This is a genomic window from Actinoplanes sp. KI2 (genome assembly GCF_025630775.1).
Classification (GTDB): domain Bacteria; phylum Actinomycetota; class Actinomycetes; order Mycobacteriales; family Micromonosporaceae; genus Actinoplanes.
The window spans coordinates 25270-41276 of sequence record NZ_JAOSZE010000057.1; the positions used below are offsets into that span (position 1 = coordinate 25270).

Consider the following 16007-nt stretch of genomic DNA (forward strand, 5'->3'; position numbering starts at 1 on the left):
GTTCGCTCTCGCCCGAGCCTTGGCGGGGGCCGCCGATGCCGCCACGCCCGAGTGAATGAACGCCGAAGTCACGTTAGCTCCGTGCGTCATCCGGGCAAGTACGCCCGCATTGCCCGACCGGCTCGACGGCGAGGAGATCCACCATGACGACCAACTACACAACTCCAGGTGCCCCCGAACACATCCGGGCGGACATCGAGCAGTCCCGCGCCGACCTCGGCGACACGGTCACGGCGCTCACCGGCAAGGTGGACCCGCAGACCCGGGTGCGCGGCGCCCTGTCCAGCGTGCGCAGCCGGACCGCGTCGGGCGTCGCGAGCGTCCGGGCACAGGCGCCGCGGGTGGGGCGGGCCGTGCGCAACCGGCCCGTGCCCGTGGCGGCCGGCGCGCTGGCTCTGGCCGCCGCCGTGACGGGACTGGTCCTCGGCCGCCGGGCGGCGAAGGCGCGGTCGGCCCGCGGTCGCCGGCTGCCGGCGTTCCTGCGCCGCTGAACCCGCCGCGGTGTTCGACTCAGGACGGCGGTCCCGGCCCGGTCCACGGTTCGGCCGGGACCGGACCGGACCCCCGGTCCACGGTTCGGCCGGGACCGGGACCGCCGGTTGCGCATGACGAGTAGCGGCGGCCAGGACGAGGCGACGGCCACCGTGCTACTGGTCTTCGGCCGCGGGGTCGTCGCCACACCGGACGGAATTGTCCTTACCGAGGCGGGCACCGCGCGGGTAACGGCCGCGATCGGCTACGTCCGGGCGCACACCGCGGCGTACGCGGCCGCCGCCGCGCCGCGGATCGTGTTCACCGGCGGCTGGCCCGAGGCCAGTACCGGGGTGGCGGCGCCGCCCGCCGGCGCCTACGAGGGTGACCTGATGCTGGGCCTCGCGTACCGGGCCGGGCTGCACCACCACGCACAGTTGCGAGTGGAGAACCGCTCGCGCAGCACCTTGGAGAACCTGCTGAACACGGTGCGCGACGGACTGCTCGACGGCTACCGGTTCGACGCCCGGCACCCGCTCGGCCTGGTCACCCACCCGTGGCACGCGCCGCGGGTACGGCTGCTGGCCGGCCGGATCCTGGGTCTGCGCGGACCGGCGCTGCTCGATGTGCCGGCACACGGAGGCGAGCGGCACGACGACCGGATCGCGCTGCTGGCCGCCCGGCTGGGCTGTCTCGGTACGCGCCGCGGCGAGGTGCTGCTGCGCCGAGAACGCCGCGTGATCACCGCGCTGCGGCTGGCCCGGCGGATCACCCGCCGCAGCGCCGACGATTCCACCGAGGAGTGACGTGCGCAACGCCCTGTCCGAGACGGTCGTCCTGCTTCCGGTGTACCGGCCGGGACCGCAACTGCCCGCCCTGGTCGGCGACCTGCTGAGCGACGGCTGGGCCGGGATCGTGGTCGTGGACGACGGCGGCGGCGCGGAAGCCGCCGCGCACCTGGCGCGAGTCCGCGCCGCCGGATGCACGGTGCTGCACCACCGCCGCAATCTGGGCAAGGGCAGCGCCCTCAAGACCGGGCTGCGTCATGCCGCGTCGGCCTATCCCGGCCGCGCCGTCGTCTGCGCGGACGCGGACGGCCAGCACCGGGCCGAGGACATCCGCCGGGTGGTCACCCGCGGCGCACCCGGGCAGATGGTGCTCGGCGTGCGCCGCGTTGACCGGATGCCGTTACGCAGCCGCGTGGGCAACACCGTCACCCGCGTGCTGTTCCGGGCCGTCACCGGTCGCCGGGTCGCCGACACCCAGACCGGCCTGCGGGTGTTTCCCGGCCCGCTGCTCGGCCGGCTCGGCGCCGTGCCGGGCGCGCACTTCGACTACGAGATGAACGTGCTGCTCGAGGCCGCCCGTACCGGGCTGCGCATCGACCAGGTGGAGATCCCGACCCGCTACCTGGACGGCAACGCCGCGTCGAACTTCTCCGGCATCACCGATTCGGTACGGGTCTACCGGGCGCTGCTGCGGCACGCGCTCACGACGCCGTGGTCGTCGTTCCGGCTCCGCGGCCGCCCAGACTGCTAGGCGATGACCGCGTCGACGGCCTTTTTCAGCGCCGACGGTTGCGACGGGCTGCGCGGCGCCTTCTCCCGCATCTGCTGCATCCGCCCGCCGAGCTCCTGTAGCTGCTTGCGGCCCAGACCGTCGCGCACCCGGGGAAACCAGTCCTGCTCCTCCTCCTCGATGTGGTGCGAGACGTTCTCGATGAGCACGGTCGTCTTGGCGTCGAACCGCTCGTCCCCCGCGTCCATCGCGGCCAGCTCCGCGCACAGGACGTCGGCGACGTGGTGCTCTTCGTACGACTCCAGCACATCGTCCTCGAGATCGGGCAGCAGTCGCCGGACCTCGGGATACATGACCTCGTTCTCCAGGTACGTGTGCACCGTCAATTCCTCGATGATCTCCTTGACCACCCGTCCCTTCGCCGCCTGGGCGTTCTCACCGGCGCTCTGGAACTCACGAAACAGTTTCTTGATCTTCTTGTGATCGTCCTTGAGGATGACAATGGCGTCGGTCGACATGATTTCCTCCAGCGAGATAGACAGGTCACCGCTCGCCGTCCTGGACGGGCCGACAACTTCGTCCCGCATCAGAAGGGCTGAGACCACATCGTCGTCTCAGCCCTTCCCATGCTCATCCGCATCGCTTTGCGCGAAGCAAGCGTTCACTCGCCCTTGCAACAGCGAGCCGAACCCGACGGTCAGGACTTGAACGCGTCCTTGACGTTCTCCCCGGCCTGCTTGAGCTTCGAGCTGCTCTGATCGGCTTTGCCCTCAGCCTCCAGCCGCTCGTCGTCGGTGGCCTTGCCGACGCCCTCCTTGACCTTGCCGCCCACTTCCTCGGCCTTGTTGTCAACCTTGTCGTCGAACGCCATCACGGCCTCCACTTCATCGCCAGCCAACACCATCGCGATACCCGATCCAGGGCGCCGCAATCCCCGGCAAGCCACCGACAGCCGGCCACCACGCTCCGGGCCGCTGCTCAAACGCCTTGATCACTCGCAACCGGCGCCGCGGTGCAGGAAGTCGTGGTCGGGGCGTCCCCGGCCCTCCCGGCATGGCATGGTGACGGCTGGGTAGAGGGAACGCATGCGCTACCGGGCGACGGCCCTACGCCGGTTCGTGGCCGGACCGCTTCACGGCCGGGACCTGGCCTTGCACGCCGCCGCCGTGACTTTCTACGGCGGCATCGCGGTCGTGCCGGTCGCGTTGCTCGCGATCTGGCTGACCGGTCTCGCGGTGGGTGCCGACCGGGTTCGGCGGCTCATCGGGCACACGGTCGCGGCGCTGCCCGACGAGATCGGGGCGCCGCGGGCGCTCTCCGCGCTGGTTGACGCGGGCCTTCATCTGACCCCGATGCTGGCCTTGGCCAGTCTGCTGCCCGCCACGCTCTACGGCGAGGGCCTGCGCCGCGCGTTCGTCTCGCTGCGGAAACCCGGCGAGCCGCTGGTCGGCTGGCGCGGCCGCCTGCTCTGGCTGCCGCTGCTGGCCGCGACCCCGGCCCTGCTGCTGGCCATGTTGCTGGCCCTACCGGTGACGAGCGGGCTGTGGTCGCGCGGTGGCTGGTATGCCGTAGCCGGGGTGACGTTGTCCTTCCTCGCCGCCTGGCTCGTGCTGACTCCCGTGGTGATCTGGGTATACCGCGGCATCGGGCCCGATCGGCCGCGGTGGCTCCCGACCGTGCTGGTGGGCTCGTTCACCGCGGCGAACCTCTCCGGATTCCTGCACGGTTTCGTCCTGTTCTGCGCGCTGCCGCTGGACCTCGGCGTACCGTTCGGCGGGTTCACCGGCATCGGCGCCGTGGTGGCGGTCGCCCTGTGGCTGTACGTCTTCCACGTGATCGTGCTCGCGGGCTACGCGGGAACGCAGAGCGCGGATGCCTACCAGCGCGCAAGACGAGAACGGGTTCCGGCGGCTCCGTCGCGGTCGCCCCAGTCCGCTGACTCGCACTGATGCTCAGCCGGCATGTCGCCAGACTAACGACAATTATTGCCATAGCACATTATATCCGTTATCGTCGAAATGAAAGATATGCGGAGGCTGGCCATGGCCAAGATCGCAGCGGCTGACGACGACGTCGAGATTCAAGAACTCGTGAAACGAGTGCTCGCGAGGGCGGGTCACGATGTCTCGACGCATGACGACGGCGCGGCCCTGGTCGAGGAGGCTTGCGCTCACCACCCCGATGCCGTGGTCACCGACAACGAGATGCCGGTCATGACCGGGCTCGAAGCGACAAAGGCGCTGCACGACGATCCCGACACCGCCGACATTCCCGTGGTACTCGCGTCCGGTTCGCTACCCGCTGCCGCCGCGGCCGAGGTCCTGCGCGACGGTGATCAAGTGGTGCCCAAGCCGTTCACCTCGGCCGAGCTGACCGCCGGCGTCGACGCGGCACTCGACTCGACACAGGCTGCTGATCAGACACCGTCATGATCGCGAACTGGCCCGTCCCCCGCCCCGTGGGCCGGCCTCGCCGGTGAGCTCAGCGCGGGCGTAAGCGCAGGTCAGTGGCCCATGATCGTTCCTTCGCCGGGAAATTGTCAGCGTCGTGATGTCGCGTCAGTAACGATGGAACGATGGGCAGATCGAAGGTACGGGCAAGAGCACTGGTGGATTTTCGGCTCGATCGGGCCCTGCGCGAGCGCCGGCTGGTACGACTGCGGCGCGGGATCGCTCGGGCGGACACGCTCGATGGGTATGTCGTGATGCTCGCTGACTCGTGGCTGTTGATGGCCGTCGTGGACGACGGGATCCGGCTCAACGGCTTCGCGGCGCTGCGGTCCGCCGACGTCGTTGCCGTCAAGTCGCGTCCGACGGGCGGCTTCGTCGGCAAGGCGCTTGCCCTACAAGGCACCTGGCCACCCACCGCGCCACCAAACGTGGATCTGACTGAGATTCGAAAGCTCGTCGCGTCGGTGGCCGAGCACTTCTCGTTGATTACCCTGCACCTGGAGAGGTCCACCCCGGATGCGTGTTTCATCGGCCGTCTCGTCGGCATTCGCAAGCGCGCCATCGGAATCCGGGAGGTAAGCCCGCAGGCGACCTGGGATCCTCGACCCACGAAGTGGCGACTACGGAAGATCACCAGGATCGACTTCGGGGGCGCGTACGAGAACGCCTTGTACGCCGTGGCCGGCGATCCGCCGCCGTGCTGACGGATGGCTGACCGGGAGACAACCCTTAGCCCACGGTAGCGCTCTCAGCCCTCCGCGCGAGGCCCGAGCGGGTCGGCGGGTGACGCGGATCCGTTGGCTCCCAGGTGTGCCCGTAGCCAGCCCTCGGTGTTGCTGACGTGCAGAAGTGCCGCCGCCTGGGCGAGCGGGCCGTCGCGGGCGACCAGTGCCTGGTAGATCGCCTCGTGCTCGGCGAGGGTGCGCCCGGCGGCGTCGGTGTCGATGAGCCCGCGCCAGATGCGGGCGCGCAGGGTCCGGCCGGAGATCCCGTCCAGCAGAGTGACCAGGGTGTCGTTGCCGGTGGCCGCGATGACGGCACGGTGGAACGCGGCGTCGTGCTGGTTGAGCAACTCGACGTCGTCGCGGGCCTCGGTCATCGCGTCGAGATGCCGTTTGACGTCGGCCAGGCCGGACTCGGCGATCCGAGTGGCGGCCAGCGCCGCCGCCACCGGCTCGAACAGGCGCCGCACCTCCATCAGGTCGAACAGCGCCCCGGTGTCACCCTGTAACAGCTCGACCGCGCCGGTGAGGCCGCCGAGCAGCAGGTCGGGCTGGAGGCTGGTGACGTAGGTGCCGTCGCCGCGGCGGATCTCGAGGACGCGTGCCACCACGAGGACCTTGACGGCCTCGCGCATGAGGTTGCGGGACAGGCCGAGCTGGGTGGCCAACTGCTGCTCGGGCGGAAGTTTGGAGCCGGGAGCCAGGTCACCGGACTGGATGAGCTCCCGGATGCGGGCGATGGCCCGGTCGGTCAACGACATGACGCACCCCCTCCGGCCCGCCCGCACCGCGCGGACCAGCCACGATATCAGCCCCGTGCGGCCCAGGCCGGTCCATCGGGATAGGCGTACTCGGCGAGGGAGGCCGGACGCATCTGTGCGCTCAGCCCGGGGAGGGTGGGTGCGGCGTACCGGCCGTCGCGGATGCGTACCGGATCAACGAAGTGTTCGTGGAGGTGGTCGACGTACTCGATGACGCGGTCCTGGAGCGTGGCGGAGACGGCGACGTAGTCGAACATCGCGAGGTGCTGGACCATCTCGCACAGGCCGACACCGCCCGCGTGCGGGCAGACCGGCACCCCGAACTTCGCGGCGAGCAGCAGGATCGCGATGTTCTCGTTGATGCCGCCGACCCGCGCCGCGTCGATCTGGACTATGTCCACCGCGTGGGTCTGCAGCAACTGCTTGAACACCACCCGGTTGGCGACGTGCTCGCCGGTGGCAACCTTGATCGGCTGTACGGCACGGCGGATGGCGGCGTGCCCCATGATGTCATCGGGTGAGGTCGGTTCCTCGATCCAGTACGGGTGGTACGAGGCCAGCTGCCGCATCCAGTCGATGGCCGGTTGCACGTCCCAGCGCTGATTGGCGTCGACGGCGATGCGGACGTCATCACCGACCGCGGCCCGGGCGGTCTTCATTCGCCGCACGTCGTCCTCCAGGGCCGCCCCGACCTTCAGTTTGATCTGCGTGAAGCCCTCGGCGACGGCTACCCGCGCCAGCCGGGTGAGTTTCTCGTCCGAGTAGCCGAGCCAGCCCGGCGACGTCGTGTAGGCCGGGTAGCCGCGCGCCAGCAGCAGCTCGATCCGTTCCTGCCGCCCGGGTTGCGCGCGGCGCAGGATGTCGAGGGCATCGTCGGCGCTGAGCGCGTCGCTCAGCCAACGGAAGTCGACCTGGCCGACCAGTTCCTCGGGCGACATCTCGCCGAGGAACCGCCAGACCGGTTTGCCGGCCCGTTTGGCGGCCAGATCCCACGCGGCGTTGACGACCGCGCCGGTAGCCATGTGGATGACCCCCTTCTCCGGGCCGAGCCAGCGCAGTTGCGGATCGTGAACCAGCGATCGGGCGAAGCCGCCCAGATCGGCGCACACCTCCGCCACCGCGCGCCCGACCACGTACGGGGTGAGCGCGGCGATGGCGTTGGCTTGCACGTCGTTGCCGCGGCCGGTCGTGAATGCCAGGGCGTGACCTTCGAGACCGTCCGGCGCGTCCGTGCGGAGCACCACGTACGCGGCCGAGTAGTCCGGCTCCGGGTTCATCGCGTCCGAACCGTCGAGGTGCTCGGAGGTCGGGAACCGCACGTCGTGAACGTCCAGCGCGATGATGCGCGAGGAATCAGGCATGGTGAGAACTCCCGTGAGGTGCGACGCGACCACGTCTTTTCAGTCCTGGACCTTGCCGCTGGTGATGCGCGAGACGATCAGGGCGGCGAGGATGATCAGCCCGTTGAGGGCACCGATCCACTGTGCGGGCACGCCGGCCAGGGTGAGCACGTTCTGGATCATGAACAGAAGCAGGATGCCGGTGAACGCGCCGAAAACGGTGCCCTTGCCACCGTTGAGGCTGATGCCGCCGATGACGGCCGCCGCGAAGACGGTGAAGATGTAGCCGCTGCCCTGCGCCGAGGCCACCGACGCGAGCCTTCCCGACAGCAGGAGCCCGGCCAAGGCGGCGAGCACGCTGCCGGTGACGATGACGATCCAGAGCACGCGGTCGGTGCGGATGCCGGCCGCCTTGGCGGCGTCGACATTGCCGCCGATCGCGTAGAGCGACCGGCCGAAGCTGGTCCAGCCGAGCACGACGATGGCTACCGCGAACAGCGTCAGGCAGATCCAGATCGAAGCCGGCACACCGAACCATTCGGCCGTGCCGAGATAGAGCATCGACGGTGGCAGGTGGAAGAAGGTCTGGCCGCCGGAGATGCCGGTCAGCGCGCCGCGCAGGACGATGAGCATGCCGAGGGTGACGATGAACCCGTTCAACCCGAAGCGGATGATGAGAACCGCGTTGATCGCGCCGACGAGCGCGCCCACCGCCAGGGTGATCGGGATCGCCCATCCCCCGCTCAGCAGGCCCAGCCCGTGTCCGGCCCCGACCGGCACCACGAGCCAGGCCGCGACCCCGGGGGCCAGGCCCATGGTGGACTCCAGCGACAGGTCCATCTTCTTGACGATCAGGATCATCGTCTCGGCCAGCACCAGCAGGGCGATCTCGGACATCGTCTGCAGGACGTTGAGCAGGTTGTCCGGCTGCAGGAACACCGGGCTGACGATCTGCCCGACGACGGCGATGATCAGGATCGCCGGGATCAGTGCGAGGTCGCGTAGCCGGGCGATCGGGACCCGGCCGCCGATCAGGCCGGGCCGCCGGCCGGCCGGGGCCGTCTCGTCCGAGGCGGAGGTGCCCGCGAGGGCGGTGTCAGGCATCGAGGTCCATTCCTTCCATGGCCGCCACGAGTTCGTGGTCGTGCCAGCCGCGGCCGAACTCGGTGGTCACCCGGCCCCGGAACATCACCAGGACGCGATCGCAGACGCGTAGGTCGTCGAGCTCGTCGGAGGCGATGAGCACGCCGGCCCCGGACCCCGCGGTCTGCTGCACCTTGTCGAGGAGAAATTCCTTGGACCGCACGTCCACGCCCGCCGTTGGATTGATCAGCACCAGCAGCCGGGGATCGTCGGCCAGCGCCCGCGCCATCACGACCTTCTGCTGGTTGCCGCCCGACAGGCCGGACACGGCCAGGCGCGGACTCGGCGTCTTGATCGCCAAATTTTTGATCAGGCCGGAGGCGATCGCGTCCCGGCGTCCGGTGTTGATGAAGCCGAACCGGCCCAGCCGAGCCGGCACGGACAGGGTGCCGTTGTCGGCGACCGACATGCCGGGGACGAATCCTTGGCGGTGGCGGTCCTGGGGTACGAACCCCGCACCGGCGGCCAACGCGGCCGGAACGCTGCCCGGCCGGGGGCGGCGACCGACGATCTCGACCTGGCCCGCCACGGCCGATCGCCATCCGACGACCGTCTCCGCGACCTCGGTCCGCCCGCTGCCCGCGGCACCCGCGAGACCGACGATCTCTCCCGCGGCGATGCGGAAGCTCACCGCCCGGTAGACGCCGTCGGCGCCGGTCAGGTCGCGCACGCTCAACGCCGCCGGCGCGGCGGCGTCCACGGTGCGAAGGTCCTCCTGGCGCTCGGTGAACGCGGCGTCGCCGGTCATCGCGGCGACCAGATCCGTGCGGGGCAGTTCCGCCACCGGCGCGGTCACGATGCGCCGGGCATCCCGGAAGACCGTCACCACGTCGCAGATCTCGTAGATCTCCTGCAGGTGGTGGCTGATGAACAGGAAGGTGACGCCTTGCTTCTGCAGGTGGCGGATGCGCTCGAACAACCGGTTGATCGCGGCGCCGTCCAGCTGCGCCGTCGGCTCATCGAGAATGATGAACCGGGCCCCGAACGAGAGCGCACGGGCGATCTCCACGAACTGCCGCTGCTCGACGGACAGGTCCCCGGCGAGGGCCCGCGGGTCGACGTCGACCGACCACGCCGCCAGGAGCTCGCCCGCGCGGCGGCGGGTCGCGGACCAATTGATCAGCCCGGTGCGCCCGCGGTCGTACCGGTTGAGGAAGAGGTTCTCCGCGACCGTCAGGGCCGGGCTGATCGTGGACTTCTGGTAGACGCAGGCCACAAGCTGCCGCCAGGCGTCCCGGTCGGCGAGGCGGGGCGCGGGCCGACCCCCGAAGGTCACCCGGCCCGCGTCCGGCGCTTGCAGTCCGGTCAGGATCGACACCAGCGTCGACTTGCCCGCCCCGTTACGGCCGACCAGGGCGTGTGTCTGACCCGGCGCGACCACCAGGTCCACCCCGTCCAGCGCGACGGTCGGCCCGTACCGCTTCGTAACGCCCGTCACCTCGACGACGGGCGGCTCCACCATGGAGTCGGTCATCCCGTCCACCCTCACTTCAGGTTGTTGCCCCACAGCGAGGTGTCGTCGCTCTTGACACTGGTTACGCCGCCGTACGACGCGCCGTCCTTCGTGACCAGGGGCGCCGACAGCTGATCCTCGAGAACCCCGTCGCGGACCTGAATGATCGTGCTGTCGTGGTCGGTCGGGCCGGGCTTGAAGGTCTGCCCGTCGATCGCGGCCTTCAGGTAGGACAGGGCGTACTTGGCATACAGGTCGGCCGGCTGCGACACGGTGGCGTCGATCTGACCCGCGGCGATGTCCTTGAGCTCCTCCGGGATACCGTCGTTGGAGACCACGAAGACGTGCTTCGGATCGTCGGGAGCGACCAGCAATCCCTTCTGCTTCAGCAGTTGCAGCGTGCCGGCCAACGCGAAGCTGGACTCCATGTAGACGCCCTTGATGTCCGGGTTGGCGGTCAGGTCGGTCTGCAACTTCTGCGCCGCGACGGCGCCGTCCCAGTTGCATGCCTCCCCGAAGACCTTGATCTGCGGGAAGTTCGACTTCATGCACTCGTTGAACGCCTCGGTCCGGTCCCGGCCATTGATCGAGTCGAGACCGCCCTCGAGCATCACGACCTTGCCCTTGCCGCCGAGCTTGGCGCCGAGGAACTGACACGCCTTGGTGCCGTAGGCCCGGTTGTCCGCGCGCACCACCATGGCGACACTGCCCGAGTCGGGACGGGTGTCCACGGTGACGACCGGGATCTTCTTCGCGGCGAGCTGGTCGAGGGCCGGCGCGATCGCCGCGGTGTCCTGCGGCGCCATCACCACTCCCTTGACCCCCTGACTCATGAACGTCTGCACGTTGGCGGTCAGCTTGGCCACGTCGTTCTGCGAGTTGGTGGTCTTCAGCGTCAGCCCGAGCTGGTCGCCGAACTGAGGCGTGTACTTGATGAACGAGTTCCAGAAGTCGGTGTCCGACCGCGGATAGTCGACACCCACCACCGGCTTACCGCCCGCCGTGGCGGTATCGGAAGCCCGGTCACAGGCGCTGACCAGGATCAGCACGGACGCGACGGTGGCGACGGTCCGCACGACGGTTATGTGTTTCATCGCTGCTCTCTCCTACTGGGCTGCCAGACGGACGGGCGATGTTCCAGGTTCGGAAACGCAAGTGACGCGCAGGCGTTACATGGGATGTATTTATATGCCTCGCCCTCGCCACTGTCCACGCTGTGGGCGTTTTATGGGCTTTTCTGGCGGGTGCGCTCGGCAAGAATGGAAGCGGTCATCCCATCTCATCTTGCCTTCCCGTAGGACGTGTGATGTTCTATTAATCGATATCCGTCGATGATGACCAGGGGCCAGGCCATGGTGGCGGCCTGGCCCCGCCGGCGGTCGATCCGCTCCCCCGGGCCCGAGATCGGAGTGACATCTCCGTCAATCCGGTGCGCATTCAGGGAGGAACCGTGTCCTGTCGTTCGAGTTTGCGGCGGTTCAGTGCCGCCGCAGCCGCTGTCGCCCCCGTACTCGCGGTCGCCGTCGGGCCGGGCACACCGGCGAATGCGGCCACCGTGACGACCGCCTGGCAGAGCGGGGCGTTCTCGAGGAATGTCGGCGGCATCGTCTCCCGCTCCAATGTGGTGCTCGGCCGGCCCAACAGCTCCGCCACCCAGTTCCTGCCGTTGGGCAACGGCTCGCTCGGGGTGGCCACGTGGGCGGCGAACGGTTTCACCGCGCAGCTCAATCGCAGCGACACCATGCCGGACCGGCTGTCGCCGGGACGGGTGACCATCGGCGGCCTGACGGCGATGACCTCGGCCTCGAACTTCGCCGGCTACCTGGACCTGTACAACGGCGTTCTGCACGAGTCCGGCGGCGGCATGACCTTGCAGGCCTGGGTACCGGCCGGCAAGGACGAACTGGTCGTGGACGTGACCGGGGCAAATCCCGGCAACCGGGTGGTCGCGAGCCTGACCCTGTGGAGCGGCCGCTCCCCCACCGCCTCGGCCTCGGGTGCGCTCGGCGCGCTGGCCCAGTCCTGGTCCGACAACTCGCAGTCGGGTCACTCGAACCAGACCTTCGGCGCGATGGCGGCGATCACCGCGGGCGGGCAGAACGTCACCGCCTCGGTGGTGAACTCCACGCAGGTACAGGTCGGCGTCAACCCGAACAGCGACGGCTCGTACCGGATCGTCGTCGCCTCACCCGCGTGGACCGGTGGTAACGCGACGTCCACCGCCTCGACCGTGATCGGCAGTGACGCCACCTCCGCGACGTCCACCCTGCTGGCGACCCAGTCCGCATGGTGGAACCAGTACTGGGCCAGAAGCGGCCTCATCGAGGCAAGTTCCGCGGACGGGACCGCCCAGTACATGGAGAACCTGAATACCCTCTACCTGTACTTCGAGGCCGGCCTCATGCACACCGGCCAGTATCCGGGCAGCCAGGCGGGCCTCGCCGACCTGTACAACTTCAACCAGGACCACCAGGCGTGGTACCCGGCCGGATACTGGCTGTGGAACCTCCGCGGGCAGATCTCGGCGAACCTGGCCTCCGGCAACTTCGCGCTGAACCTGCCGATCTTCGACATGTACCTCAACGACCTGCCCGCGATCGAATCGTGGACCGGCGCCAACATGAACGGCAAGGCAGGCGCCTGCGTGCCGGAGACCATGCGGTTCAACGGCAACGGCTACTACAACGGCGGGGGCATCAGCTCGAACGCGTCGTGCGCCGTGGCCTCCAGCCCGAGCTTCAACGCCGAGACCATCACCAGCGGCGCCGAGATCGCTCTGTGGATCTGGCAGCAGTACCAGGACACCGGCAGCCTCGCCTTCCTGCAGAAGTACTACCCCGTACTGCAGCAGACGGCGACGTTCCTGCTCGCGTGGCAATCGGTCGGCTCCGACGGCTACCTGCACTCGGTGGACAACGCGCACGAGACACAGTGGGCGGTGCCGGATCCCACCACCGACATCGCCGCTGACCAGGCGCTGTTCTCGGCCGCAGCGGCTGCGGCGACGCAACTCGGCACCGACTCCTCGCTGGCCTCCCGGCTGCACACCGCACTCGGGCAGATCCGGCCGTACGCCCGCACCGACCAGCAGACGCACACCCAACTGCTCGGCCCGTCCGCGGACGCGTCCGGCACCGACGTGATCGGCAACTCGTACCAACCGACGGCGGCGATCCACAACACCGAGAACCTCGGGCTCGAGCCGGTCTGGCCGTTCGGCGTGATCGGTGACAACACCGTGGTCAACGGGGACAACCTCACCGCCCTCGCACAACGCACGTACACCCACCGGCAATACATCAACACCCCGGACTGGACGTACGACTCGATCCAGGCGGCCCGCCTCGACCTGCCCTCCGAGGTCGCCAACGATCTGGTGGCCAGCACGAAGACCTACCAGCTGTACCCCTCCGGCCTGGCCGCGTGGAACCCCGGCTCACTGGACGAGCCGTACATCGAACAGGTCTCCAACGTCGCCGCCACGCTGAACGAGGCCTTGGCGACCGACTACGACGGCACGCTCCGCTTCGCTCCCGCCTGGCCGTCAGCCTGGGACGCCTCCGGCACGGTGTACATCCAGGGCGGCTCGAAGGTCGACGTGCAGGTGGAGGGCGGAACCCTTGCCACCGCGGCGATCGAGGCCGGCACCACCCAGACGATGACCGTACGCAACCCGTGGCCGGGCCAGCAGGCCGAGGTGGTCGACGGCTCGACCGGCGCCGTGGTGGTCTCCCCGACCACCGCCTCGACGCTCGGCGTGCCGGTGACCGCCGGCCGGTCGTACCTGGTGCAAAAGCCGTCGGCGCCGACCGCGTCACTGCCCTTCGCCCAGGTCACCGGGACCGCGGCCGTGACCAGCCGGGCACTGGGCAGCGCGACGATCGGCCTGAGCGGCAACGGCGGCCCCGGCGGGTCGGCGTCGGCCCTGCGCAACGTCAACGCCGGCCGGTGTCTGGACGTGCCGAACGCCTCGCAGACCAACGGCACCCGGACGGAACTGTGGGACTGCAACGGCGGATCCCACCAGCAATGGACGCTGACCTCGGCCAACCAGCTGCAGGTGTACGGCACCAAGTGCCTGGACGCCTCCGGGCAGGGCACCACCAACGGCACGGCCGTCGTCATCTGGGACTGCAACGGCCAGGCCAACCAGCAGTGGACCGTCAACTCCGACGGCACCGTCACCGGCGTGCAGTCCCACCTGTGCCTCGACGCGACCGGCAACGGAACAGCCAACGGCACGCTCATCGATCTGTGGGCCTGCAACGGAGGAAACAACCAGAAGTGGACCCGTAGCTGAGTGATCCGCGGGCCGGTCGCACGAAACGTGCGGCCGGCCCGTCGTCTCAGGTCCGCGTGCTCCACTGCTGGTTGGAACCGCCGTTGCAGGTCCAGAGGATCAGTTTGGTGCCGTTTGCCGTCGCGGCGCCATTGGCGTCGAGGCACAGGCTCGACTGCACGCCGGTGATCGTGCCGTTGGAGTTGAGGTTCCACTGCTGGTTGGTCTGCCCGTTGCAGTCCCAGATGATCACCGCGGTGCCGTTGGTGGTGCCCTTGCCGTTGGCGTCGAGGCACTTGGTGCCGTACACCTGCAGTTGCTTGCTCGAGGTGTACGTCCACCGCTGCGACGTGCCGCCCGAGCAGTCGTACAGCTGGGTCTGCGTACCGTTGGTGGTTGCGCCGTTGGGCACATCGACGCATCGTCCGGACTGGCCGCCGACCAGCTCCACACCCTGCTGACCGCCGGAGGTGGCGGGCGTCAGGTAGATGGCGAAGGCGTCGTGCGATGCCTGGAACGTGACCGGCACGGTGACGGCGCCGCCGGAGACGGTCATCGTCTGGCTGAGGACCACCTGCGGTGCGCCGAGCGTTGCCTGGTCCGGGATGCGGTCGACCACGACGTTGACGCTGCCGTTGCCGGCCAGCCAGCTGCTGGACGAGACACCGTTGAACGTGACCGACGCGGTGCCGGTGAATCCGTTGCTGTCGCCGATGATGGCCACCGCCCGGCGGTTAGCGCTGTCGATCGATGCGGAGATCGCGGTGCTGCCGACCTGTCCGGAGGTGTTGACCAGGGTGCCGGTCATGTCGGCGTAGGACCGCATCGCCCACCAGTTGCCGCTGGTGGTCCAGCTGCCGTTGCTCTGGGTCAGGATTCCGGTCAGGTTGGGCGTCATGCAGCACACCCAGTTGCCCCGCATCGCGTTGGCGTAGCCGGACTGCGCGAACCGGGCCAGATACCAGGCAGTGACGCCGGCCGTCTGCCGATCGGCCGGCTGGTATTCGTTGGCCGACAGCGGCCGGGCTGCGATGCCCGCGGACGACAGCTGGCTGTTGAGTGCCTGCGCCACCGTGACCGGGTCGTCGACGTCGCCCTCGTCGTGGTTGGTGATCCAGTCCGGTACGGTTCCCGCAGACCGGACGTGGTTCAGGAACGTGCTCCACTGCGCCGGCCTGCTTTGCGGGGTGTACGCGAACGACGGGCCGACGATCTTCGCGCTCGGAGCGACCTTGCGGATCTCCTGGTAGGCGGTGTCCCACATCTGGAAGTACTGGGTGCTGTTCACGCCGGCCTTCCAGAAGATCGAGATGTCCGGCTCGTTGTCGATGTCGTACGCGAATGCCACACCGCTGGCCTGCAGGGCGGTGACGGTGGAATCGATGAACGTCGCCCAGTTGGAGCAGTTGCCGTTGTCGCACGGGTACACGGTGTTCGACGGTTGGCCGCCGTTGAGCCCGTACAGGTCGCTCAGCAGCACCTGGTACTGCGGATGATCGCCGACCTGGTTCAACCGCCGGCCCTGGGCGATGATCGAGGTGATATCGGCCTGGGTGGCGGAGCCGAACTGGTAGTTGTCCTTGATCCAGCCGCCGGAGAACCATCCACCACCCCGGAAAGCGTTGATCTTCAAAGGCTGGATGAACTGGTCGGCCGGCAGCGTGGCGTCCTGGTTGATCCCGTACAGGACACCCGCACCGACCAGCGTGGACGTCCCCCGGCCGGAGGCCAGGTCGACGCTCAGTGCCGCATTGGCGGCCGCCTGGCTTTCGGCCGGCACGGTGAGCGGGACGGCGGCCGCCAGGACCATGCCGATCGCCATCGAGGCTCTTGCGACAGGTCGGCCGAGCTTTCTTCGTTGCTGCATCGA

The 16007-nt window shown here is 68.9% G+C and carries 15 protein-coding genes; 7 read left to right on the forward strand and 8 right to left on the reverse strand.

From position 1 onward, the window contains the following. The first annotated feature begins 143 nt into the window (after positions 1 to 143). The 3 genes from ODJ79_RS40610 (at position 144) to ODJ79_RS40620 (ending at position 2010) form a co-directional block, all read left to right on the forward strand. Positions 144 to 491: a DUF3618 domain-containing protein gene (locus ODJ79_RS40610; protein ID WP_263029037.1), complete on the forward strand. Its 348-nt coding sequence runs from the start codon at positions 144 to 146 to the stop codon at positions 489 to 491. Positions 492 to 605: 114 nt separating this feature from the next. Then, complete coding sequence (locus ODJ79_RS40615; protein ID WP_263029038.1) at positions 606 to 1277, forward strand: ElyC/SanA/YdcF family protein; 672 nt, start codon at positions 606 to 608, stop codon at positions 1275 to 1277. Between the two features lies 1 nt (position 1278). Beyond that, the gene (locus ODJ79_RS40620; RefSeq protein ID WP_263029039.1) at positions 1279 to 2010 is read left to right on the forward strand and encodes a glycosyltransferase family 2 protein; all 732 of its coding nucleotides are present in this window, start codon (positions 1279 to 1281) and stop codon (positions 2008 to 2010) included. On the opposite strand, the gene ODJ79_RS40625 is transcribed toward ODJ79_RS40620, so the two are convergent. Together ODJ79_RS40625 and ODJ79_RS40630 are read right to left on the reverse strand one after the other, a co-directional pair. After that, positions 2007 to 2507, reverse strand: a complete 501-nt coding sequence (locus ODJ79_RS40625) for a hemerythrin domain-containing protein (RefSeq protein ID WP_263029040.1) — start codon at positions 2505 to 2507, stop codon at positions 2007 to 2009. The genes ODJ79_RS40620 and ODJ79_RS40625 overlap by 4 nt on opposite strands. Before the next feature lie 179 nt (positions 2508 to 2686). After that, complete coding sequence (locus tag ODJ79_RS40630) at positions 2687 to 2860, reverse strand: CsbD family protein (RefSeq protein ID WP_263029059.1); 174 nt, start codon at positions 2858 to 2860, stop codon at positions 2687 to 2689. Positions 2861 to 3074: 214 nt separating this feature from the next. Here ODJ79_RS40630 and ODJ79_RS40635 point away from each other — a divergent pair, with 214 nt between their 5' ends. From ODJ79_RS40635 to ODJ79_RS40645, 3 genes are all read left to right on the forward strand, one after another. Beyond that, positions 3075 to 3938, forward strand: a complete 864-nt coding sequence (locus tag ODJ79_RS40635) for a YihY/virulence factor BrkB family protein (RefSeq protein ID WP_263029041.1) — start codon at positions 3075 to 3077, stop codon at positions 3936 to 3938. Positions 3939 to 4031: 93 nt separating this feature from the next. Beyond that, on the forward strand, positions 4032 to 4421 hold the full coding sequence (locus ODJ79_RS40640) for a response regulator (RefSeq protein ID WP_263029042.1): 390 nt from the start codon (positions 4032 to 4034) through the stop codon (positions 4419 to 4421). A gap of 269 nt (positions 4422 to 4690) precedes the next feature. Next, a complete protein-coding gene (locus ODJ79_RS40645; RefSeq protein ID WP_263029043.1) occupies positions 4691 to 5143 on the forward strand; it encodes a hypothetical protein in 453 nt (150 codons plus the stop codon). A 44-nt stretch (positions 5144 to 5187) separates the two neighbouring features. On the opposite strand, the gene ODJ79_RS40650 is transcribed toward ODJ79_RS40645, so the two are convergent. From ODJ79_RS40650 to ODJ79_RS40670, 5 genes are read right to left on the reverse strand one after another with little or no spacing between them, the layout of a single operon-like run. Next, a complete protein-coding gene (locus tag ODJ79_RS40650; protein ID WP_263029044.1) occupies positions 5188 to 5922 on the reverse strand; it encodes a FadR/GntR family transcriptional regulator in 735 nt (244 codons plus the stop codon). Between the two features lie 47 nt (positions 5923 to 5969). Then, positions 5970 to 7283, reverse strand: a complete 1314-nt coding sequence (locus tag ODJ79_RS40655; RefSeq protein ID WP_263029045.1) for an enolase C-terminal domain-like protein — start codon at positions 7281 to 7283, stop codon at positions 5970 to 5972. 39 nt (positions 7284 to 7322) lie between these two features. Beyond that, positions 7323 to 8366: an ABC transporter permease gene (locus ODJ79_RS40660; RefSeq protein WP_263029046.1), complete on the reverse strand. Its 1044-nt coding sequence runs from the start codon at positions 8364 to 8366 to the stop codon at positions 7323 to 7325. Beyond that, on the reverse strand, positions 8359 to 9879 hold the full coding sequence (locus ODJ79_RS40665) for a sugar ABC transporter ATP-binding protein (protein WP_263029047.1): 1521 nt from the start codon (positions 9877 to 9879) through the stop codon (positions 8359 to 8361). The genes ODJ79_RS40660 and ODJ79_RS40665 overlap by 8 nt, the downstream gene beginning before the upstream one ends. 11 nt (positions 9880 to 9890) lie before the next feature. Next, positions 9891 to 10952 carry a sugar ABC transporter substrate-binding protein gene (locus ODJ79_RS40670; RefSeq protein ID WP_263029048.1) on the reverse strand — a complete coding sequence of 354 codons (1062 nt, stop codon included), beginning with the start codon at positions 10950 to 10952 and terminating at the stop codon, positions 9891 to 9893. Between the two features lie 461 nt (positions 10953 to 11413). Here ODJ79_RS40670 and ODJ79_RS40675 point away from each other — a divergent pair, with 461 nt between their 5' ends. Next, the gene (locus ODJ79_RS40675) at positions 11414 to 14158 is read left to right on the forward strand and encodes an RICIN domain-containing protein (RefSeq protein ID WP_263029049.1); all 2745 of its coding nucleotides are present in this window, start codon (positions 11414 to 11416) and stop codon (positions 14156 to 14158) included. Positions 14159 to 14204: 46 nt separating this feature from the next. Here the strand turns inward: ODJ79_RS40675 and ODJ79_RS40680 are convergent, their stop codons facing one another. Beyond that, the gene (locus ODJ79_RS40680) at positions 14205 to 15959 is read right to left on the reverse strand and encodes a ricin-type beta-trefoil lectin domain protein (protein ID WP_263029050.1); all 1755 of its coding nucleotides are present in this window, start codon (positions 15957 to 15959) and stop codon (positions 14205 to 14207) included. Between the last annotated feature and the right edge of the window lie 48 nt (positions 15960 to 16007).

What these genes read in the sequence shown, in the direction of transcription:
- ODJ79_RS40610 (WP_263029037.1), top strand. Translation starts at nt 144, where the DNA reads ATGACGACCAACTACACAACTCCAGGTGCCCCCGAACACATCCGGGCG.
- ODJ79_RS40615 (WP_263029038.1), top strand. Translation starts at nt 606, where the DNA reads ATGACGAGTAGCGGCGGCCAGGACGAGGCGACGGCCACCGTGCTACTG.
- ODJ79_RS40625 (WP_263029040.1), bottom strand. Translation starts at nt 2,507, where the DNA reads ATGTCGACCGACGCCATTGTCATCCTCAAGGACGATCACAAGAAGATC.
- ODJ79_RS40630 (WP_263029059.1), bottom strand. Translation starts at nt 2,860, where the DNA reads ATGGCGTTCGACGACAAGGTTGACAACAAGGCCGAGGAAGTGGGCGGC.
- ODJ79_RS40635 (WP_263029041.1), top strand. Translation starts at nt 3,075, where the DNA reads ATGCGCTACCGGGCGACGGCCCTACGCCGGTTCGTGGCCGGACCGCTT.
- ODJ79_RS40640 (WP_263029042.1), top strand. Translation starts at nt 4,032, where the DNA reads ATGGCCAAGATCGCAGCGGCTGACGACGACGTCGAGATTCAAGAACTC.
- ODJ79_RS40650 (WP_263029044.1), bottom strand. Translation starts at nt 5,922, where the DNA reads ATGTCGTTGACCGACCGGGCCATCGCCCGCATCCGGGAGCTCATCCAG.
- ODJ79_RS40655 (WP_263029045.1), bottom strand. Translation starts at nt 7,283, where the DNA reads ATGCCTGATTCCTCGCGCATCATCGCGCTGGACGTTCACGACGTGCGG.
- ODJ79_RS40660 (WP_263029046.1), bottom strand. Translation starts at nt 8,366, where the DNA reads ATGCCTGACACCGCCCTCGCGGGCACCTCCGCCTCGGACGAGACGGCC.
- ODJ79_RS40665 (WP_263029047.1), bottom strand. Translation starts at nt 9,879, where the DNA reads ATGACCGACTCCATGGTGGAGCCGCCCGTCGTCGAGGTGACGGGCGTT.
- ODJ79_RS40670 (WP_263029048.1), bottom strand. Translation starts at nt 10,952, where the DNA reads ATGAAACACATAACCGTCGTGCGGACCGTCGCCACCGTCGCGTCCGTG.
- ODJ79_RS40680 (WP_263029050.1), bottom strand. Translation starts at nt 15,959, where the DNA reads ATGGCGATCGGCATGGTCCTGGCGGCCGCCGTCCCGCTCACCGTGCCG.